31 protein-coding genes are annotated in these 24792 nt (G+C 42.7%); all 31 read left to right on the top strand.

Annotated elements, in window-relative coordinates; all coding sequences use genetic code 11:
* The gene (locus tag JMN17_RS20050; RefSeq protein ID WP_202329114.1) at positions 1–606 is read left to right on the top strand and encodes a class I SAM-dependent methyltransferase; all 606 of its coding nucleotides are present in this window, start codon (positions 1–3) and stop codon (positions 604–606) included.
* A 245-nt stretch (positions 607–851) separates the two neighbouring features.
* Complete coding sequence (gene rpoB, locus JMN17_RS20055) at positions 852–4433, top strand: DNA-directed RNA polymerase subunit beta (RefSeq protein ID WP_087991684.1); 3582 nt, start codon at positions 852–854, stop codon at positions 4431–4433.
* A 61-nt stretch (positions 4434–4494) separates the two neighbouring features.
* Positions 4495–8094 (top strand): DNA-directed RNA polymerase subunit beta', encoded by a 3600-nt coding sequence (gene rpoC, locus JMN17_RS20060; protein WP_087991685.1) that lies wholly within the window; start codon positions 4495–4497, stop codon positions 8092–8094.
* A 177-nt stretch (positions 8095–8271) separates the two neighbouring features.
* Positions 8272–8520, top strand: coding sequence for a 50S ribosomal protein L7ae-like protein (locus JMN17_RS20065; RefSeq protein ID WP_087991686.1), 249 nt, complete (start codon positions 8272–8274; stop codon positions 8518–8520).
* 115 nt (positions 8521–8635) lie between these two features.
* Complete coding sequence (rpsL, locus tag JMN17_RS20070) at positions 8636–9052, top strand: 30S ribosomal protein S12 (RefSeq protein WP_003156445.1); 417 nt, start codon at positions 8636–8638, stop codon at positions 9050–9052.
* Between the two features lie 41 nt (positions 9053–9093).
* Entirely contained in the window at positions 9094–9564 is a 471-nt protein-coding gene (gene rpsG / locus JMN17_RS20075) for a 30S ribosomal protein S7 (RefSeq protein ID WP_003156447.1), read from the top strand.
* 55 nt (positions 9565–9619) lie between these two features.
* A complete protein-coding gene (gene fusA / locus JMN17_RS20080; RefSeq protein WP_087991687.1) occupies positions 9620–11698 on the top strand; it encodes an elongation factor G in 2079 nt (692 codons plus the stop codon).
* A gap of 119 nt (positions 11699–11817) precedes the next feature.
* Positions 11818–13008 (top strand): elongation factor Tu, encoded by a 1191-nt coding sequence (gene tuf, locus JMN17_RS20085; RefSeq protein WP_087991688.1) that lies wholly within the window; start codon positions 11818–11820, stop codon positions 13006–13008.
* A gap of 99 nt (positions 13009–13107) precedes the next feature.
* A complete protein-coding gene (locus JMN17_RS20090) occupies positions 13108–14064 on the top strand; it encodes an alpha/beta fold hydrolase (RefSeq protein WP_202329116.1) in 957 nt (318 codons plus the stop codon).
* 237 nt (positions 14065–14301) lie between these two features.
* The gene (gene rpsJ / locus JMN17_RS20095; protein ID WP_003156464.1) at positions 14302–14610 is read left to right on the top strand and encodes a 30S ribosomal protein S10; all 309 of its coding nucleotides are present in this window, start codon (positions 14302–14304) and stop codon (positions 14608–14610) included.
* Between the two features lie 39 nt (positions 14611–14649).
* Positions 14650–15279 carry a 50S ribosomal protein L3 gene (gene rplC, locus JMN17_RS20100; protein WP_039076392.1) on the top strand — a complete coding sequence of 210 codons (630 nt, stop codon included), beginning with the start codon at positions 14650–14652 and terminating at the stop codon, positions 15277–15279.
* Positions 15280–15306: 27 nt separating this feature from the next.
* On the top strand, positions 15307–15930 hold the full coding sequence (gene rplD / locus JMN17_RS20105) for a 50S ribosomal protein L4 (protein WP_087991690.1): 624 nt from the start codon (positions 15307–15309) through the stop codon (positions 15928–15930).
* Positions 15930–16217: a 50S ribosomal protein L23 gene (gene rplW / locus JMN17_RS20110; RefSeq protein ID WP_087991691.1), complete on the top strand. Its 288-nt coding sequence runs from the start codon at positions 15930–15932 to the stop codon at positions 16215–16217. Before rplD ends, rplW begins: the two co-directional genes overlap by 1 nt.
* Positions 16218–16248: 31 nt before the next feature.
* On the top strand, positions 16249–17082 hold the full coding sequence (rplB, locus tag JMN17_RS20115) for a 50S ribosomal protein L2 (RefSeq protein WP_024714051.1): 834 nt from the start codon (positions 16249–16251) through the stop codon (positions 17080–17082).
* Between the two features lie 57 nt (positions 17083–17139).
* Positions 17140–17418: a 30S ribosomal protein S19 gene (gene rpsS, locus JMN17_RS20120; protein WP_039076395.1), complete on the top strand. Its 279-nt coding sequence runs from the start codon at positions 17140–17142 to the stop codon at positions 17416–17418.
* Positions 17419–17434: 16 nt separating this feature from the next.
* Positions 17435–17776 carry a 50S ribosomal protein L22 gene (gene rplV / locus JMN17_RS20125; protein ID WP_014662532.1) on the top strand — a complete coding sequence of 114 codons (342 nt, stop codon included), beginning with the start codon at positions 17435–17437 and terminating at the stop codon, positions 17774–17776.
* Positions 17777–17779: 3 nt separating this feature from the next.
* Complete coding sequence (gene rpsC, locus JMN17_RS20130; protein WP_003242001.1) at positions 17780–18436, top strand: 30S ribosomal protein S3; 657 nt, start codon at positions 17780–17782, stop codon at positions 18434–18436.
* 1 nt (position 18437) lies between these two features.
* Positions 18438–18872 carry a 50S ribosomal protein L16 gene (gene rplP, locus JMN17_RS20135; RefSeq protein ID WP_003225801.1) on the top strand — a complete coding sequence of 145 codons (435 nt, stop codon included), beginning with the start codon at positions 18438–18440 and terminating at the stop codon, positions 18870–18872.
* On the top strand, positions 18862–19062 hold the full coding sequence (gene rpmC / locus JMN17_RS20140; RefSeq protein WP_003156482.1) for a 50S ribosomal protein L29: 201 nt from the start codon (positions 18862–18864) through the stop codon (positions 19060–19062). Before rplP ends, rpmC begins: the two co-directional genes overlap by 11 nt.
* Positions 19063–19084: 22 nt before the next feature.
* Positions 19085–19348, top strand: coding sequence for a 30S ribosomal protein S17 (gene rpsQ / locus JMN17_RS20145; protein ID WP_003225804.1), 264 nt, complete (start codon positions 19085–19087; stop codon positions 19346–19348).
* Positions 19349–19388: 40 nt separating this feature from the next.
* Positions 19389–19757 carry a 50S ribosomal protein L14 gene (rplN, locus tag JMN17_RS20150; RefSeq protein WP_003156485.1) on the top strand — a complete coding sequence of 123 codons (369 nt, stop codon included), beginning with the start codon at positions 19389–19391 and terminating at the stop codon, positions 19755–19757.
* A gap of 36 nt (positions 19758–19793) precedes the next feature.
* Positions 19794–20105 (top strand): 50S ribosomal protein L24, encoded by a 312-nt coding sequence (gene rplX, locus JMN17_RS20155; RefSeq protein WP_003156486.1) that lies wholly within the window; start codon positions 19794–19796, stop codon positions 20103–20105.
* A gap of 26 nt (positions 20106–20131) precedes the next feature.
* Positions 20132–20671 carry a 50S ribosomal protein L5 gene (rplE, locus tag JMN17_RS20160; RefSeq protein WP_202329117.1) on the top strand — a complete coding sequence of 180 codons (540 nt, stop codon included), beginning with the start codon at positions 20132–20134 and terminating at the stop codon, positions 20669–20671.
* Positions 20672–20693: 22 nt separating this feature from the next.
* Positions 20694–20879: a 30S ribosomal protein S14 gene (gene rpsN / locus JMN17_RS20165; RefSeq protein WP_003156488.1), complete on the top strand. Its 186-nt coding sequence runs from the start codon at positions 20694–20696 to the stop codon at positions 20877–20879.
* Between the two features lie 31 nt (positions 20880–20910).
* On the top strand, positions 20911–21309 hold the full coding sequence (gene rpsH, locus JMN17_RS20170; protein WP_003241998.1) for a 30S ribosomal protein S8: 399 nt from the start codon (positions 20911–20913) through the stop codon (positions 21307–21309).
* Positions 21310–21338: 29 nt separating this feature from the next.
* Entirely contained in the window at positions 21339–21878 is a 540-nt protein-coding gene (gene rplF / locus JMN17_RS20175; RefSeq protein ID WP_087991692.1) for a 50S ribosomal protein L6, read from the top strand.
* Between the two features lie 32 nt (positions 21879–21910).
* Complete coding sequence (gene rplR, locus JMN17_RS20180; RefSeq protein WP_087991693.1) at positions 21911–22273, top strand: 50S ribosomal protein L18; 363 nt, start codon at positions 21911–21913, stop codon at positions 22271–22273.
* 24 nt (positions 22274–22297) lie between these two features.
* Positions 22298–22798 (top strand): 30S ribosomal protein S5, encoded by a 501-nt coding sequence (rpsE, locus tag JMN17_RS20185; RefSeq protein ID WP_003328273.1) that lies wholly within the window; start codon positions 22298–22300, stop codon positions 22796–22798.
* 13 nt (positions 22799–22811) lie between these two features.
* Positions 22812–22991, top strand: coding sequence for a 50S ribosomal protein L30 (rpmD, locus tag JMN17_RS20190; protein WP_003156497.1), 180 nt, complete (start codon positions 22812–22814; stop codon positions 22989–22991).
* A 30-nt stretch (positions 22992–23021) separates the two neighbouring features.
* Positions 23022–23462 carry a 50S ribosomal protein L15 gene (gene rplO, locus JMN17_RS20195; RefSeq protein ID WP_087991694.1) on the top strand — a complete coding sequence of 147 codons (441 nt, stop codon included), beginning with the start codon at positions 23022–23024 and terminating at the stop codon, positions 23460–23462.
* Position 23463: 1 nt separating this feature from the next.
* Entirely contained in the window at positions 23464–24759 is a 1296-nt protein-coding gene (gene secY / locus JMN17_RS20200; RefSeq protein ID WP_087991695.1) for a preprotein translocase subunit SecY, read from the top strand.
* The last annotated feature ends 33 nt before the right edge of the window (positions 24760–24792 follow it).

The following is a 24792-nucleotide window of genomic DNA, read 5'->3' on the forward strand; positions in this document are numbered from 1 at the left end:
ATGAGTGAGCATTATTATTCAGATAAACCTTCAGTTAAAAGCAACAAGCAAACCTGGTCTTTTAGGCTTCGTAAAAAAGATTTCACGTTTACCAGCGACAGCGGGGTTTTTTCTAAAAAGGAAGTTGATTTCGGCTCCCGCCTGCTGATTGATTCTTTTGAAGAGCCTGAAGTTGAGGGCGGCATTCTGGATGTTGGCTGCGGGTACGGCCCGATTGGTTTATCGCTCGCCAGCGACTTTAAAGAACGGACCATCCACATGATTGACGTTAATGAGAGAGCCGTAGAGCTATCAAATGAAAATGCGGAACAAAATGGAATAACAAACGTTAAGATTTATCAGAGTGATTTGTTTTCGAACGTTGATTCTGCTCAAACATTTGCTTCTATTCTTACAAATCCCCCAATCCGAGCCGGAAAAAAAGTTGTCCATGCTATCTTTGAGAAAAGCGCTGAACACTTAAAAACTTCAGGTGAGTTGTGGATCGTCATACAGAAAAAACAAGGCGCGCCTTCTGCCATTGAAAAGCTCGAGGAATTGTTCGATGAAGTTTCTGTCGTTCAAAAAAAGAAAGGCTATTATATCATAAAAGCAAAAAAAGTTTGACTCGGTATTTTAGCTATGTTAATATTATAAAATGCCAATGTATATATTTTGCTTGATATGATGAATTGTCAATATCTATGTATAAATTATACAAGTATGGAAATGCTAATAAAATCGGTATTTGTTTTTGGATGTGGTTTTCTTAATTAGAAACCCTTTTTTCTTTTGTCTTGTAAAAGTATTTTCTTTCTTTGGAAGAAATGCTTATTACACATATAATACGCATGATTTGAGGGGTGAATCAGTTGACAGGTCAACTAGTTCAGTATGGACGACACCGCCAGCGCAGAAGCTATGCTCGCATTAGCGAAGTGTTAGAATTACCAAATCTCATTGAAATTCAAACCTCTTCTTATCAGTGGTTTCTTGATGAGGGTCTTAGAGAGATGTTTCAAGACATATCACCAATTGAGGATTTCACTGGTAACCTCTCTCTTGAGTTCATTGATTATAGTTTAGGTGAGCCTAAATATCCTGTAGAGGAATCAAAAGAACGTGATGTGACTTACTCAGCTCCGCTAAGAGTGAAGGTTCGTTTAATTAACAAAGAAACTGGAGAGGTAAAAGACCAAGATGTCTTCATGGGGGATTTCCCGATTATGACAGATACAGGTACTTTTATCATTAATGGTGCGGAACGTGTAATCGTTTCCCAGCTTGTTCGGTCTCCAAGTGTATATTTCAGTGGTAAAGTAGACAAAAACGGTAAAAAAGGTTTTACCGCAACTGTCATTCCAAACCGTGGCGCATGGTTAGAATACGAAACTGATGCGAAAGATGTTGTTTATGTCCGCATTGATCGCACACGTAAGTTGCCGGTTACGGTTCTTTTGCGTGCTCTCGGCTTCGGTTCCGATCAAGAGATTCTTGATCTCGTAGGAGAAAATGAATACCTGCGAAATACGCTTGATAAAGATAACACAGAAAATAGCGACAAAGCTTTGCTTGAAATTTACGAACGTCTCCGTCCTGGAGAGCCACCTACAGTTGAAAATGCGAAAAGCTTGCTTGATTCGCGTTTCTTTGATCCGAAACGTTACGATCTTGCCAATGTAGGACGCTATAAAATTAATAAAAAACTTCATATTAAGAATCGCCTCTTTAATCAGAGACTTGCTGAAACGCTTGTTGACCCTGAAACAGGAGAAATCCTTGCTGAAAAAGGTCAGATTCTTGATAGAAGAACACTTGATAAAGTACTGCCATACTTAGAAAGCGGAATCGGTTTCAGAAAGCTGTATCCAAATGGCGGTGTTGTTGAAGATGAAGTAACTCTTCAATCGATTAAAATCTATGCTCCGACTGACCAAGAAGGAGAACAGGTTATCAATGTAATCGGCAATGCTTACATTGAAGAAGAGATTAAAAACATTACGCCTGCTGATATTATTTCCTCTATCAGCTACTTCTTCAACCTGCTGCACGGAGTAGGCGATACAGATGATATCGATCATCTTGGAAACCGCCGTTTACGTTCTGTAGGTGAACTTCTCCAGAACCAATTCCGTATCGGGTTAAGCCGTATGGAGCGTGTGGTTCGTGAGAGAATGTCAATTCAAGATACGAATACAATTACGCCTCAGCAGTTGATCAATATTCGTCCTGTTATTGCGTCCATTAAAGAGTTCTTTGGAAGCTCTCAGCTTTCCCAGTTCATGGACCAGACGAACCCGCTTGCTGAATTAACGCATAAGCGTCGTCTGTCAGCATTAGGACCAGGCGGATTGACACGTGAACGTGCCGGAATGGAAGTGCGTGACGTTCACTACTCCCACTATGGCCGTATGTGTCCGATTGAAACACCTGAGGGTCCAAACATCGGTTTGATCAACTCGCTTTCATCTTATGCAAAAGTAAACCGTTTTGGTTTCATCGAAACGCCTTATCGCCGTGTTGACCCTGAAACAGGGAAGGTAACGGGCAGAATCGATTACTTAACTGCTGATGAAGAGGATAACTATGTTGTCGCTCAGGCGAACGCTCGTCTTGATGACGATGGCTCATTTATTGATGACAGCATCATCGCCCGTTTCCGCGGGGAGAACACCGTTGTTTCCAGAAACCGTGTGGATTACATGGATGTATCACCTAAGCAGGTTGTTTCTGCTGCGACAGCATGTATCCCGTTCCTAGAAAACGATGACTCCAACCGTGCCCTCATGGGAGCGAACATGCAACGTCAGGCTGTGCCTTTGATGCAGCCGGAAGCGCCGTTCGTTGGAACTGGTATGGAATATGTATCAGGTAAAGACTCTGGTGCCGCTGTTATTTGTAAACACCCTGGTATCGTTGAACGCGTAGAAGCGAAGAACGTTTGGGTTCGCCGTTATGAAGAAGTAGATGGTCAAAAAGTAAAAGGGAACCTGGATAAATACAGCATGCTGAAATTTGTCCGCTCCAACCAAGGTACTTGCTACAATCAACGTCCGATCGTAAGTGTCGGCGATGAAGTGGTAAAAGGAGAAATCCTTGCTGACGGTCCTTCTATGGAGCTTGGTGAACTTGCACTTGGCCGTAACGTAATGGTTGGCTTCATGACTTGGGATGGCTACAACTATGAGGATGCCATCATCATGAGTGAACGCCTTGTGAAGGATGATGTTTATACATCTATCCACATTGAAGAATATGAATCAGAAGCACGCGATACGAAACTTGGACCTGAAGAAATCACTCGCGATATTCCAAACGTCGGTGAAGATGCGCTTCGCAATCTTGATGACCGCGGAATCATCCGTATTGGGGCAGAAGTGAAAGACGGAGATCTTCTTGTTGGTAAAGTAACGCCTAAAGGTGTAACTGAACTGACTGCTGAAGAACGCCTGCTTCACGCCATCTTTGGTGAAAAGGCCCGCGAGGTTCGTGATACTTCTCTTCGTGTGCCTCACGGCGGCGGCGGAATTATCCACGACGTTAAAGTCTTCAATCGTGAAGACGGAGATGAACTTCCTCCAGGCGTTAACCAGTTGGTACGTGTGTATATCGTTCAGAAACGTAAGATTTCTGAAGGGGATAAAATGGCCGGTCGTCACGGTAACAAAGGTGTTATCTCTAAGATTCTTCCTGAAGAGGATATGCCTTATCTTCCTGACGGCACACCAATTGATATCATGCTTAACCCGCTGGGCGTACCATCACGTATGAACATCGGGCAGGTATTGGAGCTCCATATGGGTATGGCCGCTCGTTATCTCGGCATCCACATTGCGTCACCGGTATTTGACGGAGCGCGTGAAGAGGATGTTTGGGAAACACTTGAAGAAGCCGGAATGTCTCGTGACGCCAAAACGGTTCTTTACGACGGGCGTAGCGGAGAGCCGTTTGATAACCGTGTATCTGTTGGTATTATGTACATGATTAAACTGGCTCACATGGTTGACGATAAACTTCATGCGCGCTCTACAGGCCCTTACTCACTTGTTACGCAGCAGCCTCTTGGCGGTAAAGCGCAATTTGGCGGACAGCGTTTTGGTGAGATGGAGGTTTGGGCACTTGAAGCTTACGGTGCGGCTTACACTCTTCAAGAAATTCTGACTGTTAAATCTGATGACGTGGTTGGACGTGTGAAAACATACGAAGCCATCGTTAAAGGCGACAACGTTCCTGAACCAGGTGTTCCGGAATCATTCAAAGTATTAATCAAGGAACTTCAAAGCTTAGGTATGGATGTCAAAATCCTTTCTGGTGATGAAGAAGAAATAGAAATGAGAGATTTAGAAGACGAAGAAGATGCAAAACAAGCTGACGGCCTGGCGTTATCAGGTGATGAAGAGCCGGAGGAAACAGCATCTGCAGACGTTGAACGAGATGTAGTAACAAAAGAATAATCTCTAGTTATAAAGGCAAGTGACATCGGTTAATCCGAAGATAAAAAGGGAGGTAGGCCCCTTGCTAGATGTGAACAATTTTGAGTATATGAACATCGGTCTTGCTTCACCGGATAAAATCCGTTCATGGTCTTTTGGTGAAGTGAAAAAGCCTGAAACGATAAACTATCGTACGTTAAAACCTGAAAAGGACGGTCTATTCTGCGAACGCATTTTCGGACCGACTAAAGACTGGGAATGTCATTGCGGGAAGTACAAGCGAGTTCGTTATAAAGGCGTAGTTTGTGACCGCTGCGGAGTCGAAGTAACACGGGCTAAAGTCCGTCGTGAGAGAATGGGGCACATTGAACTGGCTGCCCCAGTTTCCCACATTTGGTATTTCAAAGGTATTCCAAGCCGTATGGGTCTTGTGCTGGATATGTCACCTCGTGCTTTAGAAGAAGTCATTTACTTTGCTTCTTACGTTGTAACTGATCCGGCAAACACACCGCTTGAAAAGAAACAGCTTCTGTCTGAGAAAGAATACCGTGCTTATCTCGATAAATACGGTAATAAATTCCAAGCATCCATGGGTGCAGAAGCGATTCATAAGCTTCTTCAAGATATTGATCTTGTAAAAGAAGTTGATATGTTAAAAGAAGAGCTGAAAACATCACAAGGACAGCGCCGTACTCGTGCGATCAAACGCCTTGAAGTTTTAGAAGCCTTCCGTAACTCAGGAAACAAGCCTTCTTGGATGATCCTTGATGTGCTCCCTGTTATTCCTCCTGAGCTTAGACCGATGGTTCAGCTTGATGGCGGACGTTTTGCGACTTCTGATTTGAACGACCTTTATCGTCGTGTCATCAACCGTAATAATCGTTTGAAACGTCTTTTGGATCTTGGTGCACCTAGCATCATTGTTCAAAACGAAAAGCGTATGCTTCAAGAGGCTGTCGATGCCTTAATTGACAACGGCCGCCGCGGACGCCCTGTAACAGGTCCTGGTAACAGACCGTTAAAATCTCTTTCTCACATGTTGAAAGGGAAGCAAGGCCGTTTCCGTCAAAACCTTCTTGGTAAACGTGTCGATTACTCCGGACGTTCTGTAATCGTTGTTGGTCCTCATTTGAAAATGTACCAATGCGGATTGCCGAAGGAAATGGCGCTTGAACTTTTCAAACCTTTCGTTATGAAAGAGCTTGTTGAAAAAGGTCTTGCTCACAACATTAAGAGTGCGAAACGTAAAATTGAGCGCGTACAGCCTGAGGTATGGGATGTACTAGAATCAGTTATCAAGGAGCACCCGGTACTTCTGAACCGTGCCCCTACACTTCACAGACTAGGTATCCAAGCGTTTGAACCAACGCTTGTTGAAGGACGCGCAATCCGCCTTCACCCGCTCGTATGTACAGCTTATAACGCTGACTTTGATGGTGACCAAATGGCGGTTCACGTACCATTATCTGCAGAAGCTCAAGCTGAAGCACGCATCTTGATGCTTGCCGCTCAGAACATCTTGAACCCTAAAGATGGTAAACCGGTTGTAACACCGTCTCAGGATATGGTACTGGGTAACTATTATCTGACACTTGAGCGTGCCGGTGCTGTCGGTGAAGGTATGGTTTTCAAGAATACAGACGAAGCGCTTCTTGCTTATCAAAACGGATATGTCCACCTTCATACGAGAGTAGCTGTTCCAGCTAGCTCCCTTAAGAATGTGACATTTACCGAAGAGCAGCGCTCAAAATTGTTAATTACAACTGTCGGTAAGCTTGTCTTCAATGAAATTCTGCCGGAATCATTCCCTTACATGAATGAACCAACGAAGAGCAACATTGAAGAGAAAACACCTGACCGTTTCTTCTTAGAAAAAGGTGCCGATGTTAAAGCTGCCATTGCACAGCAGCCAATCAATGCACCGTTTAAAAAAGGCATTCTGGGTAAAATCATCGCGGAAATCTTTAAACGATTCCATATCACGGAAACGTCTAAAATGCTTGACCGTATGAAAAACCTAGGTTTCAGATACTCTACAAAAGCTGGTATTACAGTTGGTGTTTCTGATATCGTCGTTCTCGATGATAAGCAAGAAATTCTTGAAGAAGCACAAGGTAAAGTTGATAACGTTATGAAGCAATTCCGACGTGGTTTAATCACTGAAGAAGAACGCTATGAGAGAGTTATCTCTATCTGGAGTGCTGCGAAAGACGTTATCCAAGGCAAACTAATGCAATCACTTGATGAGCTCAACCCAATCTACATGATGAGTGACTCTGGTGCCCGTGGTAACGCGTCTAACTTTACACAGCTTGCCGGAATGCGCGGTCTGATGGCCAACCCGGCTGGACGTATCATTGAATTGCCGATCAAATCAAGTTTCCGTGAAGGTCTGACAGTATTGGAGTACTTTATCTCTACTCACGGTGCGCGTAAAGGTCTTGCCGATACCGCCCTTAAAACAGCTGACTCAGGGTACCTTACACGTCGTCTCGTTGACGTTGCGCAGGATGTTATCATCCGTGAAACTGATTGCGGAACTGACCGAGGCATTCTTGCTAAGCCTCTTAAAGAAGGAACGGAAACCATTGAGCGCTTAGAAGAACGCTTAATTGGCCGGTTTGCACGAAAACAAGTGAAGCACCCTGAAACAGGTGAAGTACTTGTCAATGAAAACGAACTGATCGATGAAGATAAAGCACTAGAGATTGTTGAAGCCGGCATTGAAGAAGTCTGGATTCGTTCTGCCTTCACATGTAATACGCCTCATGGTGTATGTAAACGATGCTATGGCCGAAATCTTGCAACTGGCTCCGATGTTGAAGTCGGTGAGGCTGTCGGTATCATTGCTGCCCAATCAATCGGTGAGCCTGGTACACAGTTAACAATGCGTACATTCCATACAGGCGGGGTTGCCGGAGACGATATCACACAGGGTCTTCCGCGTATCCAAGAGCTTTTCGAAGCGCGTAATCCGAAAGGTCAGGCAACAATTACAGAAATCGACGGTACAGTCGTTGAGATCAATGAAGTTCGTGATAAGCAACAGGAAATTGTGGTTCAAGGCGCAGTGGAAACACGTTCTTATACGGCACCTTATAACTCCCGTTTGAAAGTAGCGGAAGGAGATAAAATTACTCGAGGCCAAGTACTGACAGAAGGTTCGATCGATCCGAAAGAGCTTCTGAAAGTGACTGACATGACTGCTGTTCAAGAGTATCTTCTCCATGAGGTTCAAAAGGTTTATCGTATGCAAGGTGTTGAAATCGGTGATAAACACGTAGAAGTAATGGTTCGCCAGATGCTTCGCAAAGTCCGCGTGATTGATGCCGGTGACACTGATGTGCTTCCAGGTACATTGCTTGATATTCACCAATTTACTGAAGCGAACAAAAAGGTATTGCTTGAAGGTAATCGTCCTGCTACAGGTCGTCCTGTTTTACTCGGTATTACAAAAGCATCTCTTGAAACTGATTCATTCTTATCTGCTGCTTCCTTCCAGGAAACAACACGTGTCCTTACAGACGCAGCGATCAAAGGTAAGCGTGATGAGCTTCTCGGCTTGAAAGAGAATGTTATCATCGGTAAGCTTGTTCCGGCTGGTACAGGTATGATGAAATACCGAAAAGTAAAAACAGTTTCAAATGTTCAGCCGACTGATGACATGGTTCCGGTTGAATAATTGATTTAAATCTGCTGAAAGACTGCAAAACAGTCTTTCAGCAGATAATTTTAATAAAAAATCACTCTATGAGAAGAACGAAACTAAAAAATGTCATACTATGTTGACATACGTCTCCTAGAATGATAATATAACCAAGGTGCTCGAAATAAACCTGTTACTTTGGAGGATGTATTTATGTCTTATGATAAAGTATCACAGGCCAAATCAATTATTATTGGTACGAAGCAAACAGTGAAAGCTCTAAAACGAGGTTCGGTAAAGGAAGTAGTCGTTGCAGAAGACGCAGATCCTATCCTTACGAAAAGTGTTATTACACTTGCGAAAGATCAGGGGATCGCAGTCTCAATGGTCGAATCCATGAAAAAGCTCGGCAAAGCCTGCGGAATTGAAGTAGGAGCAGCAGCTGTTGCCATTATGTTATAACGTACTTTTTTGTTTTTGCGTGAGATTTTTTCTCGTGTGAAGACATTGTTTTTTGCCTTTTGATGAACCACCTGGGTATGTGGGTTATAAAACGTAATGAAGGGAGGAAAAAATAATGCCTACAATCAATCAGCTAATTCGTAAAGGACGCGTGAGTAAAGTAGAAAACTCAAAGTCTCCTGCACTTAACAAAGGATACAACAGCTTTAAAAAAGAGCACACTAATGTATCTTCTCCACAAAAACGCGGGGTATGTACTCGTGTTGGTACAATGACACCGAAAAAACCGAACTCAGCACTTCGTAAATATGCTCGTGTTCGTTTGACTAACGGAATCGAGGTTACGGCTTACATTCCTGGTATCGGTCACAACCTGCAAGAGCACAGCGTTGTACTAATCCGCGGCGGACGTGTAAAAGACTTACCAGGGGTACGTTACCACATCGTTCGTGGTGCGCTTGACACTGCTGGAGTAGAAAACCGTGCGCAAGGCCGTTCTAAATACGGAACTAAACGTCCTAAAGCAAAATAATAAACACAAAAACGTAAAAATAATGAAGGGAGGATATTCAGATGCCACGTAAAGGTCCTGTAGCAAAAAGAGATGTTTTACCTGATCCGCTTTATAATTCTAAGCTTGTATCTCGTCTAATCAACAAAATGATGATCGATGGTAAAAAAGGTAAGTCTCAAACAATCCTATACAAGTCATTCGATATCATTAAAGAACGTACTGGCAATGATGCAATGGAGGTTTTCGAACAAGCATTGAAAAACATCATGCCTGTACTTGAAGTTAAAGCACGCCGTGTAGGTGGTGCGAACTACCAAGTTCCTGTAGAAGTTCGTCCTGAACGTCGTACTACTCTCGGACTTCGCTGGTTAGTAAACTATGCTCGTCTTCGCGGAGAAAAAACGATGGAAGAGCGTTTAGCTAACGAAATCCTTGACGCAGCTAACAATACTGGTGCTGCTGTTAAGAAACGCGAAGATACTCATAAGATGGCTGAAGCAAACAAAGCATTTGCTCACTATCGCTGGTAGGTTTCACATATATTTAAAAAACACAATTTCCTAATAAGGAAGGAGAAATTACCCAATGGCAAGAGAGTTCTCCTTAGATAAAACTCGTAATATCGGGATCATGGCTCACATTGATGCTGGTAAAACGACTACTACAGAACGTATCTTGTTCTACACAGGCCGTATCCACAAAATTGGTGAAACTCATGAAGGAGCTTCACAAATGGACTGGATGGAGCAGGAACAAGAACGCGGTATCACAATCACATCCGCTGCGACAACTGCGCAGTGGAAAGGTTACCGCGTAAACATCATCGATACTCCAGGACACGTAGACTTCACAGTTGAAGTTGAACGTTCTCTTCGTGTACTTGATGGTGCGGTTGCCGTACTTGATGCACAATCAGGCGTTGAGCCTCAAACAGAAACAGTATGGCGCCAAGCAACAACTTACGGAGTTCCGCGTGTCGTATTTGTCAACAAAATGGACAAAATCGGCGCAGACTTCCTTTACTCTGTAGGTACTTTAAGAGACCGTCTTCAAGCTAACGCCCATGCAATCCAATTGCCAATCGGTGCTGAAGACAACTTCGAAGGTATCATCGACCTTGTAGAAAACGTTGCGTATTTCTACGAAGATGATCTTGGAACTCGTTCTGATGCGAAAGAAATCCCTGAAGAGTACAAAGAACAAGCTGAAGAGCTTCGTAACAGCTTAATTGAAGCTGTCGCAGAGCTTGATGAAGAGCTTATGGAAAAGTACCTCGAAGGTGAAGAAATCACAATCGACGAGTTGAAAGCTGCAATCCGTAAAGGTACTTTGAATGTTGAATTCTATCCAGTACTAGTCGGTTCTGCTTTCAAAAACAAAGGTGTTCAGCTTGTACTTGATGCAGTTCTTGACTACCTTCCTGCACCAACTGATGTTGCTGCAATCAAAGGTGTACGCCCGGATACTGATGAAGAGATTGTTCGTCATTCTTCTGATGAAGAGCCATTCTCTGCACTTGCATTTAAAGTAATGACTGACCCTTATGTTGGTAAACTGACGTTCTTCCGTGTGTACTCTGGAACTCTTGATTCCGGTTCATACGTGAAAAACTCAACAAAAGGCAAACGTGAGCGTGTCGGACGTATCCTGCAAATGCATGCCAACAGCCGTGAAGAGATCGCTACTGTTTATGCAGGAGACATCGCAGCTGCTGTAGGTCTAAAAGATACATCTACTGGAGATACTCTATGTGACGAAAAGGATCTTGTAATCCTTGAATCAATGGAATTCCCAGAGCCGGTTATCGATGTAGCGATTGAGCCTAAATCAAAAGCTGACCAAGATAAAATGGGTATCGCTTTAGCGAAACTTGCTGAAGAAGATCCTACATTCCGTACTCAAACAAATCCGGAAACTGGTCAGACGATCATCTCTGGTATGGGTGAACTTCACCTTGATATCATTGTTGACCGTATGAAGCGTGAATTCAAAGTAGAAGCTAACGTAGGTGCTCCTCAAGTTGCGTACCGTGAAACATTCCGTTCAGGTGCAAAAGTTGAAGGTAAATTCGTACGTCAATCTGGTGGACGCGGTCAGTTCGGACACGTTTGGATTGAATTCGAACCTAATGAAGAAGGCGCTGGATTTGAATTCGAAAACGCAATCGTCGGTGGTGTTGTTCCTCGTGAATACATCCCAGCCGTACAAGCAGGTCTTGAAGACTCTCTTGAAAATGGTGTCTTAGCAGGATTCCCGCTAATTGACATCAAGGCAAAACTTTTTGATGGATCTTACCATGATGTTGACTCAAATGAAATGGCGTTTAAAGTCGCTGCTTCAATGGCATTGAAAAATGCAGTCAGCAAATGTAACCCTGTTCTTCTTGAACCAATTATGAAAGTTGAAGTTGTTATTCCTGAAGAATACATGGGAGACATCATGGGTGATGTTACTTCTCGTCGCGGACGCGTAGAAGGTATGGAAGCTCGCGGTAACGCACAGGTTGTTCGCGCGATGGTTCCTCTTGCTGAAATGTTCGGTTACGCTACTGCACTTCGTTCTAATACGCAAGGTCGCGGTACGTTCACTATGTTCATGGATCACTACGAAGAAGTACCGAAGAGCATTTCTGAAGAAATTATCAAAAAAAATAAAGGCGAATAATTGATTTTGCCTCTTAACTCAAGTATAACTACTATTGTAAGATGAGGAAGTGAAAGCTTTCTTTCACTTCCTATCACACTATACATTACTAATTAAAAGCTCTTAAGGAGGATTTTAGAATGGCTAAAGAAAAATTCGACCGTTCCAAATCACATGCCAATATTGGTACAATTGGACACGTTGACCATGGTAAAACAACATTAACTGCTGCTATCACAACAGTACTTCATAAGAAATCTGGTAAAGGTACAGCTATGGCGTACGATCAAATTGATGGTGCACCAGAAGAGCGCGAGCGCGGAATCACAATCTCTACTGCACACGTTGAGTATGAAACTGAAACTCGTCACTATGCACACGTTGACTGCCCAGGACACGCTGACTATGTTAAAAACATGATCACTGGTGCTGCGCAAATGGACGGAGCTATCCTTGTAGTATCTGCTGCTGATGGCCCAATGCCACAAACTCGTGAGCACATCCTTCTTTCTAAAAACGTTGGTGTACCATACATCGTTGTATTCTTAAACAAATGCGACATGGTAGACGACGAAGAGCTTCTTGAACTAGTTGAAATGGAAGTTCGCGATCTTCTTAGCGAATATGACTTCCCTGGTGATGATGTACCAGTAATCAAAGGTTCTGCTCTTAAAGCACTTGAAGGTGATGCTGATTACGAAGCAAAAATCTTCGAACTTATGGATGCGGTTGATGAGTACATCCCAACTCCAGAGCGTGACACTGAAAAACCATTCATGATGCCAGTTGAGGACGTATTCTCAATCACTGGTCGTGGTACAGTTGCTACTGGACGTGTTGAACGCGGACAAGTTAAAGTCGGTGACGAAGTAGAAATCATCGGTCTTCAAGAAGAAAACAAGAAAACAACTGTTACAGGTGTTGAAATGTTCCGTAAGCTTCTTGATTACGCTGAAGCTGGAGACAACATTGGAGCCCTTCTTCGCGGTGTAGCTCGTGAAGATATCCAACGTGGTCAAGTACTTGCTAAACCAGGTACAATCACTCCGCACAGCAAATTCAAAGCTGAAGTTTACGTTCTTTCTAAAGAAGAGGGTGGACGTCATACTCCATTCTTCTCTAACTACCGTCCTCAGTTCTACTTCCGTACAACTGACGTAACTGGTATCATCCAACTTCCAGAAGGCGTAGAAATGGTTATGCCTGGAGACAACACTGAAATGATCGTTGAACTTATCTCTACAATCGCTATCGAAGAAGGAACTCGTTTCTCTATTCGTGAAGGCGGACGTACTGTTGGTTCAGGCGTTGTTTCTACAATCACTGAGTAATAGTATGATCATAAACGAGACCCCCTGCGGGTCTCGTTTTTTATTTTATAATCTATTTCTTGTATAATAGGATCTATCATATTCTAGGGGCTAATTTTTATGATTCCTGAAAAGAGATCAATCGCTATCATGAAAGAACTGACCATTGACAAAACGAAGCAAACGCTGATGATTAATGGGGCTGATGTGAAAAATCCTTTGCTGCTTTTTTTACATGGCGGGCCGGGGACGCCCCAAATCGGGTATGTTAGGCATTATCAAAAAGAGCTGGAACAGCATTTTACAGTAGTACATTGGGATCAAAGAGGATCAGGGCTTTCTTATTCAAAACGAATTCCTCATCACTCCATGACAATCAGTCATTTCATTAGTGATGCAATTCAAGTCACTCAATGGGTCCTAGACCATTTTTCAAAAACAAAACTATATCTTGCCGGCCATTCATGGGGCTCGGTGCTAGCACTTCATGTACTGCAGCAACGTCCGGAGTTGTATTACGCGTATTATGGAATCAGCCAGGTTGTTAACCCTCACTATGAAGAATCAGCTGCTTATCACTCTATTCGTGAAATGTGTGATGCGAAGCGAGCCAGTATAGTATCCAAGGCCATACGTTTTATTGGCGCTCCGCCTTGGGAGAAGGACATCTATCATCATATCTATCGGTTTTGTGTCGAGTTGAGTAGGGGAGGATTTACTCACCATCATCGTCAAGCTCTATCTATTTTTTTTCAAATGCTTACCGGTAATGAGTATGGAATAAAAAACATGCACAAATTTCTCAATGGACATCGATTCAGCAAAAAACATTTAACTGATGAGTTGTACCTGTTTAATGGATTTGAATCAATTCCTTTTATTAGAGTGCCGTGCTTTTTCATTTCGGGGAGACATGATCTAATTGTTCCTGCTGAAATATCAAAACAGTTTTATCAAGAGCTTGAGGCGCCTGAAAAGCACTGGCTTCAATTTGAGAATTCCGCTCACACCCCGCATATCGAGGAGCCATCATTATTCGCAAGTACATTGAGTCGCCACGCACTGCACCACTTATGATAGGTCCTTGATAAATATGAAAAACACCTGTATAATAAAAAAAGTGTGCAAATCATGCATATCTTAAATAAGTCTTGCAACATACGTCTATTTTCTGTATAATGGTGTATGTTGGTCTTTTGACTGCGATGAAGCGAGAGGTTGCTGACACACCCGGCCGCTTTGCCATGGCAAGGTGTTCAGGTTTTTCTCGCGGAGAACTGTCTAACGTGATGTAGGCGAAAAGGAGGGAAAATAATGGCAAAACAAAAAATTCGTATTCGTTTGAAAGCATATGATCATAGAATCCTTGATCAATCTGCTGAGAAGATTGTTGAAACGGCAAAACGTTCTGGTGCCAGCGTATCTGGTCCGATCCCGTTGCCAACTGAAAAATCAGTTTACACAATCCTTCGTGCGGTGCACAAATACAAAGATTCTCGTGAGCAATTTGAAATGCGTACACATAAACGTTTAATCGACATTGTGAACCCAACACCACAAACTGTTGATGCTCTCATGCGATTAGATTTACCATCTGGTGTCGATATCGAAATTAAACTTTAATTCTAAAATATAGAATGATCTTAATAGGAGGTGTGACGAATGACCAAAGGAATCTTAGGAAGAAAAATTGGTATGACGCAAGTATTCGCAGAAAACGGTGATCTTATTCCGGTAACTGTTATTGAAGCTGCTCCAAACGTTGTTCTTCAAAAGAAATCAGCTGAAAACGATGGCTACGAGGCTATCCAGCTTGGTTTTGACGACAAGCGAGAAAAGCTTTCTAACAAACCTGAAAAAGGACACGTTGCAAAAGCGGAAACTGCTCCTAAGCGCTTCGTTAAAGAATTACGCGGAGTGGAAATGGATGCGTATGAAGTTGGTCAGGAAGTCAAGGTTGAAATTTTCTCTGCTGGAGAAATCGTAGATGTAACAGGAGTATCTAAAGGTAAAGGTTTCCAAGGTGCGATCAAGCGCCACGGACAATCTCGCGGACCTATGTCTCACGGTTCACGCTACCACCGTCGTCCTGGTTCAATGGGACCTGTAGATCCTAACCGTGTATTCAAAGGCAAACTATTACCTGGACGTATGGGCGGAGATCAAATCACTGTTCAAAACCTTGAAATTGTTAAAGTTGATGCGGAACGCAATCTTCTTTTGATCAAAGGTAACGTACCTGGTCCGAAGAAAACTTTAATCACTGTTAAAAGTGCTGTTAAATCTAAATAACTCTCTTAGGAAAGGAGGAAATTGATCATGCCAAAAGTAGCATTATACAACCAAAACGGTTCTACTGCTGGTGACATCGAATTAAATACTTCTGTATTTGGTATCGAGCCAAATGAGAGTGTTGTATTCGACGCTATTCTTATGCAAAGAGCTTCCTTACGTCAAGGATCTCACAAAGTAAAAAATCGTTCTGAAGTACGCGGCGGAGGTCGTAAACCATGGCGTCAAAAAGGTACTGGACGTGCCCGTCAAGGTTCTATCCGTTCACCGCAATGGCGCGGAGGTGGTGTCGTATTCGGCCCAACACCACGCAGCTATTCTTATAAATTACCTAAAAAAGTTCGCCGCTTGGCAATCAAATCAGTATTGTCTTCTAAAGTGATCGACAACAACATCATCGTACTTGAAGATCTTACTCTTGATACAGCTAAAACAAAAGAAATGGCAGCTATCCTTAAAGGATTATCTGTTGAGAAAAAAGCTTTAATTGTAACTGCGGATGCTAACGAAGCAGTCGCTTTATCTGCTCGCAACATTCCTGGAGTTACTGTAGTTGAAGCTAACGGAATCAACGTTTTAGACGTTGTCAACCACGAGAAGCTTCTGATTACAAAAGCAGCGGTTGAAAAAGTAGAGGAGGTGCTTGCATAATGAAAGATCCTCGTGATGTTCTAAAGCGCCCCGTCATTACTGAACGTTCTGCTGATTTAATGGCTGAAAAGAAATACACTTTTGAAGTTGATGTAAGAGCTAATAAAACAGAAGTGAAAGACGCGATTGAAAGCATCTTTGGAGTGAAAGTTGACAAAGTCAACATCATGAACTACAAAGGTAAATCAAAACGTGTCGGACGCTACACTGGTATGACTAGCCGTCGCAGAAAAGCGATCGTAAAACTTACTGCAGACAGCAAAGAAATCGAAATTTTTGAAGCTTAATTATCTGTAAAAAGAAGGAGGGAAATTCAAAATGGCGATTAAAAAGTATAAACCGACCTCTAATGGACGTCGTGGCATGACAACTTCAGATTTTGCTGAAATCACGACTGACAAGCCGGAAAAATCCTTGCTTGCTCCCCTTCACAAAAAAGGCGGACGTAACAACCAAGGTAAATTGACTGTACGTCACCAAGGTGGCGGACATAAACGCCAATACCGTGTTATCGACTTCAAACGCGATAAAGATGGTATACCTGGACGCGTTGCTACAGTTGAATACGATCCAAACCGTTCAGCTAACATCGCTCTAATCAACTATGCAGACGGAGAAAAACGTTACATTCTTGCTCCTAAAGGAATTCAAGTGGGTACTGAAATCATGTCAGGTCCTGAAGCTGACATTAAAGTAGGTAATGCACTTCCACTTATCAACATCCCTGTTGGTACAGTTGTGCATAACATTGAATTAAAACCTGGCAAAGGCGGACAGCTTGTACGTTCAGCTGGTACATCTGCTCAGGTTCTTGGTAAAGAAGGTAAATACGTTCTTGTGCGTCTTAACTCTGGAGAAGTTCGCATGATTCTTTCTGCTTGCCGTGCTTCTATCGGTCAAGTAGGTAATGAACAGCATGAACTTATCAACATTGGTAAAGCTGGACGTTCTCGCTGGAAAGGCATCCGTCCTACAGTTCGTGGTTCTGTAATGAACCCTAACGATCACCCACACGGTGGTGGTGAAGGACGTGCGCCAATCGGACGTAAATCACCTATGTCTCCATGGGGTAAACCAACTCTTGGATTCAAGACACGTAAGAAAAAGAGCAAATCTGATAAATTTATCGTACGTCGTCGTAAAAATAAATAACGGGGTTGTCTACGGTTCATTTCGGACCGTAGTGCAATCACGAAGGGAGGTTCCAAAATGGCTCGCAGCTTGAAAAAAGGACCATTTGTCGATGGACACTTGATGACAAAAATCGAGAAATTAAACGAATCAGACAAGAAACAAGTGGTAAAAACTTGGTCTCGTCGTTCCACTATTTTCCCACAGTTTATTGGTCACACAATCGCTGTCTATGACGGACGTAAACACGTGCCTGTATTCATCTCTGAAGATATGGTAGGGCACAAGTTGGGTGAATTCGCTCCAACTCGTACGTACAAAGGTCATGCTAGTGATGACAAAAAAACAAGACGCTAAGAGAGGAGGCTTTTAAATGCAAGCTAAAGCTGTTGCAAGAACAGTCCGTATTGCTCCTCGTAAAGCACGTCTAGTAATGGACCTGATTCGAGGCAAGCAAGTAGGTGAGGCAGTATCAATCTTGAACCTTACACCAAGAGCTGCTTCTCCAATTATCGAGAAAGTATTAAAATCCGCTATTGCAAATGCTGAGCATAACTATGAAATGGACGTTAACAACTTGGTTATTTCTCAAGCATTCGTTGACGAAGGCCCTACGTTAAAAAGATTCCGCCCACGTGCTATGGGACGTGCGAGCCAAATCAACAAACGTACGAGCCACATTACAATCGTTGTATCAGAAAAGAAGGAGGGATAAGTAGTGGGTCAAAAGGTAAATCCAGTCGGTCTTCGTATCGGAGTCATTCGTGATTGGGAATCTAAGTGGTACGCTGGTAAAGATTACGCTGACTTCCTGCACGAAGATTTAAAAATTCGTGAATACATTAGCAAACGCCTTTCTGACGCTTCTGTTTCTAAAGTAGAAATCGAGCGTGCAGCAAACCGCGTTAACATTACGATCCACACAGCTAAGCCTGGTATGGTTATCGGTAAAGGCGGTTCTGAAGTTGAAGCACTTCGCAAAGCCCTTAACAGCCTTACTGGCAAGCGTGTACACATTAACATTCTTGAAATCAAAAGAGCAGATCTTGATGCACAGCTAGTTGCTGACAACATCGCTCGTCAATTAGAAAACCGTGTTTCTTTCCGCCGTGCGCAGAAACAACAAATCCAACGCACAATGCGCGCTGGAGCACAAGGTGTGAAAACAATGGTTTCTGGTCGTCTTGGCGGTGCAGATATCGCTCGTTCTGAATACTACAGTGAAGGAACTGTTCCATTGCACACATTACGTGCGGACATTGACTATGCAACATCTGAAGCTGACACTACTTACGGTAAGCTTGGTGTAAAAGTCTGGATCTATCGTGGAGAGGTTCTTCCTACTAAGAAGAAAACTGAGGAAGGAGGAAAATAATATGTTATTACCAAAACGCGTTAAATATCGCAGAGAGCATCGCGGAAAAATGCGTGGTCGTGCGAAAGGCGGTACTGAAGTACATTTTGGTGAGTTCGGTATCCAAGCTCTTGAAGCTTCATGGATTACTAACCGTCAAATCGAAGCTGCACGTATTGCGATGACTCGTTACATGAAACGTGGCGGTAAAGTTTGGATTAAAATTTTCCCTTCTAAACCTTACACTGCTAAACCACTTGAGGTACGTATGGGATCCGGTAAAGGGGCTCCAGAAGGTTGGGTAGCTGTTGTAAAACCGGGCAAAGTTTTATTTGAGATTTCTGGTGTGTCTGAAGAGGTTGCCCGTGAAGCGCTTCGTCTTGCATCTCACAAATTGCCAATTAAAACGAAGTTCGTAAAACGTGAAGAAATTGGTGGTGAATCAAATGAAAGCTAATGAAATTCGTGACCTTACCACTGCTGAAATTGAACAAAAAGTAAAGTCTCTTAAAGAAGAACTTTTCAATCTTCGCTTTCAATTAGCGACAGGACAACTTGAAAATACTGCTCGCATTCGTGAAGTGCGCAAAGCTATCGCGCGCATGAAAACTGTGATTCGTGAAAGAGAAATTGCTGCAAATAAATAATCACTGAGGGGAGGTCGTGAGCATGAGCGAACGTAACCAGCGCAAAGTTTACCAAGGCCGTGTAGTTTCTGACAAAATGGATAAAACCATTACTGTTGTTGTTGAAACATACAAAAAACATACACTTTACGGTAAACGCGTAAAATACTCAAAAAAATTCAAAGCACATGATGAAAATAATCAAGCTAAAATCGGTGACATCGTAAAGATCATGGAAACTCGTCCATTGTCTGCAACTAAGCGTTTCCGTCTAGTTGAAGTTGTCGAAGAAGCTGTTATTATCTAATAAAGTTCGGAATTCTTTTTCCGAAGGGAGGTAACAAATAATGATTCAACAAGAGACTCGTTTAAAAGTAGCTGATAACTCTGGCGCTCGTGAAGTGCTTACTATTAAAGTTCTTGGCGGTTCTGGACGCAAAACAGCTAACATTGGTGATGTCATTGTTTGCACGGTTAAACAAGCAACACCAGGAGGCGTTGTCAAAAAAGGTGAAGTCGTAAGAGCTGTTATCGTTCGCACGAAAAGCGGAGCACGCAGAAGCGACGGTTCATACATCAGCTTCGATGAGAATGCATGTGTTATCATCCGTGACGACAAGAGCCCGCGTGGAACTCGTATCTTCGGACCAGTTGCTCGTGAGTTGCGTGAAAACAACTTTATGAAAATTGTTTCTCTAGCTCCAGAAGTTATCTAATGAAATAAATGCCTTAGTCAAGGAGGTGCGATCAGGATGCATGTTAAAAAAGGCGATAAAGTAATGGTTATCTCTGGTAAAGATAAAGGCAAACAAGGAACAATCCTTGCTGCTTTCCCTAAAAAGGACCGCGTTTTAGTTGAAGGTGTGAACATGGTGAAGAAACACTCTAAACCAACTCAAGCTAACCCTCAAGGCGGTATTTCTAATCAAGAGGCGCCAATTCATGTATCAAACGTTATGCCGCTCGATCCTAAAACAGGTGAAGTGACTCGCGTAGGATACAAAGTGGAAGATGGCAAAAAAGTTCGTGTAGCAAAAAAATCTGGGCAAGTTCTAGATAAATAGTATTAAAAGGAAGGGAGGTCTATCTCATGAACCGCCTTAAAGAAAAGTACAATAAAGAAATTGCACCTGCTTTAATGACAAAGTTCAACTATGATTCTGTCATGCAAGTGCCTAAAATCGAAAAAATCGTAATCAACATGGGTGTTGGTGACGCTGTTCAAAACGCGAAAGCAATCGACAGTGCTGTTGAAGAATTAACGTTTATCGCAGGTCAAAAACCTGTCGTTACTCGTGCGAAGAAATCAATTGCTGGATTCCGTCTTCGTGAAGGAATGCCTATCGGTGCGAAAGTAACTCTTCGCGGAGAGCGCATGTATGATTTCCTTGATAAACTTATTTCTGTATCTTTACCGCGTGTACGTGACTTCCGCGGGATTTCTAAAAAATCTTTTGACGGTCGCGGTAACTACACACTTGGTATCAAAGAACAGTTAATCTTCCCTGAAATTGACTACGATAAAGTAACAAAGGTTCGCGGAATGGACATCGTTATCGTAACAACTGCTAATACTGACGAAGAAGCTCGTGAGCTATTAACTCAAGTAGGTATGCCGTTCCAGAAATAATCAATGAAAGGGAGGCGAAATCGTGGCTAAAAAGTCTATGATTGCGAAACAACAACGTACACCAAAGTTTAAAGTACAAGAGTACACACGCTGTGAACGCTGCGGACGTCCGCATTCAGTCATTCGTAAATTTAAACTTTGCCGTATTTGTTTCCGTGAGCTTGCATATAAAGGACAAATTCCTGGCGTGAAAAAAGCCAGCTGGTAATCCCCAAGAAAGGGAAGGAGGTAATTATATAATGGTTATGACAGATCCAATTGCAGATATGCTAACTCGTATTCGCAATGCAAACATGGTACGTCATGAGAAGCTTGAAATTCCTGCTTCTAAATTGAAAAGAGAAATTGCTGAAATTTTAAAGCGTGAAGGTTTCATTCGTGACGTTGAGTTCGTAGAAGACAGCAAACAAGGTATCATCCGCGTTTTCTTGAAATACGGACAAAACAACGAGCGCGTTATCACTGGTCTTAAAAGAATCAGCAAGCCTGGTTTGCGTGTATATGCTAAATCTAATGAAGTACCTCGCGTACTTAACGGTCTTGGAATTGCGATTATTTCTACATCACAAGGTGTTTTAACGGACAAAGAAGCCCGTGCAAAACAAGCTGGTGGAGAAGTTCTAGCATACGTTTGGTAAGAAGTTTAACATGAATGGAGGTGTTTGGTATGTCTCGTGTAGGTAAGAAGTTACTTGAGATTCCTTCTGATGTTACAGTTACGTTAAACGATAACAATACTGTAGCTGTGAAAGGACCAAAAGGAGAATTAACTCGTACGTTTCACCCTGATATGGAGATTAAAGTAGAGGACAATGTGCTTACAGTCGCTCGTCCTTCTGATCATAAAGAGCACCGTGCGCTGCATGGTACTACTCGCAGTCTGCTTGGCAACATGGTTGAAGGTGTATCTAAAGGATTTGAAAGAGGTTTGGAATTAGTCGGTGTCGGTTACCGTGCGTCTAAATCCGGAAATAAACTTGTTTTAAACGTTGGATACTCTCACCCTGTTGAGATCGTTCCTGAGGAAGGCATCGAAATTGAAGTTCCTTCTCAAACTAAAGTAGTTGTAAAAGGAACAGACAAAGAACGTGTAGGAGCTATTGCTGCTAACATTCGCGCTGTCCGTTCTCCAGAGCCTTACAAAGGTAAAGGTATCCGCTACGAAGGTGAAGTTGTTCGCCGCAAAGAAGGTAAATCTGCTAAGTAAGATCGCTTAAAGTGAAGAAAGGAGTGACCTAGATGATTACGAAAACTAGCAAAAATGCTGCTCGTCTTAAAAGACACGCTCGTGTTCGCGCTAAACTTTCCGGTACTGCTGAAAGACCGCGTCTGAACGTTTTCCGTTCTAACAAGCACATTTACGCTCAAATCATCGATGATGTAAATGGTGTAACACTTGCTAGTGCATCTACTCTCGATAAAGACTTGAACGTTGAAAGCACAGGAGATGCTTCTGCTGCTACTAAAGTTGGAGAATTAGTTGCAAAACGCGCTGCTGAAAAAGGCATTTCTGACGTAGTATTTGACCGTGGCGGATACTTATACCATGGACGTGTAAAAGCTTTAGCTGATGCTGCTCGTGAAGCTGGACTTAAATTTTAATAAAAGAAGGAGGGACACATGATTATGCGTCGTATTGACCCAAGCAAATTAGAGTTAGAAGAACGCTTAGTTACGGTTAACCGCGTAGCGAAAGTTGTTAAAGGTGGTCGTCGTTTCCGCTTCGCAGCTCTAGTCGTTGTCGGTGACAAAAACGGACACGTAGGATTCGGTACTGGTAAAGCACAAGAAGTACCAGAAGCGATCCGCAAAGCTGTTGAAGATGCGAAAAAGAATTTAATTGAAGTACCAATGGTTGGAACTACAATTCCACACGAAATCATCGGACGTTTCGGTGCAGGTAACATCTTGTTAAAACCTGCTTCTGAAGGTACTGGAGTTATCGCTGGAGGCCCTGTACGTGCGGTACTTGAGCTTGCAGGTGTAGCTGATATCCTTTCTAAGTCTTTAGGTTCTAACACACCGATCAACATGATTCGTGCAACTCTTCAAGGTTTAAGTGAACTTAAACGTGCTGAAGACGTTGCGAAGCTTCGTGGAAAATCTGTAGAAGAACTGTTAGGATAAGGAGGGAACATTAATGGCTAAATTAGAAATTACCCTCAAACGAAGTGTAATCGGTCGTCCGGAAGATCAACGCGTTACTGTGAGAACACTTGGTTTAAAGAAAACAAACCAAACTGTTGTTCATGAAGACAACGCTGCGATTCGCGGTATGATTAATAAAGTATCTCATTTAGTTTCTGTTAAAGAACAATAAAAATAATTGATCGGATAAGGAGGTGTCCTAATGAAACTTCATGAATTAAAACCTTCAGAAGGTTCACGCAAAACGCGTAATCGCGTAGGTCGTGGTATTGGTTCTGGTAACGGTAAAACAGCTGGTAAAGGTCACAAAGGTCAAAACGCTCGTTCTGGCGGCGGTGTGCGTCCAGGATTCGAGGGGGGACAAATGCCTTTATTCCAACGTCTTCCTAAACGCGGTTTCACTAACATCAACCGCAAGGATTACACTGTAGTCAACCTAGACAAATTGAACGGTTTTGCAGAAGGAACGGAAGTCACTCCTGAACTTCTTCTTGAGACTGGTGTTATTAGCAAACTTAATGCAGGAGTAAAGATTCTTGGCAACGGTAAATTAGAGAAAAAATTAACTGTAAAAGCCAATAAATTCTCTGCTTCTGCGAAAGAAGCTGTTGAAGCTGCTGGCGGTACAGCTGAGGTGATCTAACTTGTTTAAAACAATCTCCAACTTTATGCGTGTGAGTGATATCAGGAATAAAATCATATTCACTTTACTCATGCTTATCGTCTTTCGCATAGGTGCGTTTATTCCTGTGCCTTATGTTAACGCTGAAGCGTTACAGGCACAGTCTCAAATGGGTGTTTTTGATCTCCTTAATACATTTGGCGGCGGTGCGCTTTACCAATTCTCCATTTTTGCAATGGGAATTACTCCTTATATCACGGCTTCGATCATCATTCAGCTGCTTCAGATGGATGTTGTGCCGAAGTTTACCGAGTGGTCTAAGCAAGGTGAAGTTGGCCGCCGTAAATTAGCTCAGTTCACAAGGTACTTTACGATTGTGCTTGGGTTCATCCAAGCGTTAGGTATGTCATACGGATTCAACAATCTGGCAAACGGTATGCTGATCGAAAATTCGGGTGTTTCGACATATCTCATCATTGCTTTAGTGCTCACTGGCGGAACTGCCTTTTTAATGTGGCTCGGAGAACAAATTACGTCTCATGGGGTAGGCAACGGAATATCGATCATTATCTTCGCGGGGATTGTGGCTAGTATTCCAAAAACGGTTGGACAAATATATGAGACTCAATTTGTCGGCAGCGACGATCAGTTGTTTATTCATATTGTAAAAATCGCACTTCTTGTGATTGCGATTTTAGCAGTTATTGTTGGAGTTATTTTCATTCAGCAAGCCGTACGGAAAATTGCGATTCAATATGCTAAAGGCACAGGTCGTTCACCTGCAGGCGGGGGACAGTCTACTCACCTACCATTGAAAGTAAACCCTGCGGGGGTTATTCCGGTCATCTTTGCGGTTGCGTTTCTGATAACGCCGCGGACGATCGCGTCATTCTTTGGAACAAACGATGTGACAAAGTGGATTCAAAACTACTTTGATAATACGCATCCGGTGGGTATGGCGATATATGTTGCGTTGATTATTGCCTTTACGTACTTTTATGCTTTTGTACAGGTCAATCCTGAACAAATGGCTGATAACCTTAAAAAACAGGGTGGCTATATCCCGGGGGTTCGTCCAGGGAAAATGACTCAAGATAGAATTACGAGCATTTTGTATCGACTTACGTTTGTGGGTTCTATATTCTTAGCCGTGATTTCCATTCTTCCTATCTTTTTCATTCAATTCGCTGGATTGCCTCAAAGTGCACAAATTGGCGGAACATCTTTGTTAATTGTTGTCGGGGTAGCCTTAGAGACAATGAAGCAACTAGAAAGCCAGTTGGTGAAACGAAACTACCGTGGATTTATGAAAAACTAGAGGAAATGGATTTATCCATTCCCTCTTAATAAA

It is taken from the genome of Bacillus sp. RHFS10 (assembly GCF_016757475.1).
In the GTDB taxonomy this organism is placed as follows: Bacteria; Bacillota; Bacilli; order Bacillales; family Bacillaceae; genus Bacillus; species Bacillus subtilis_G.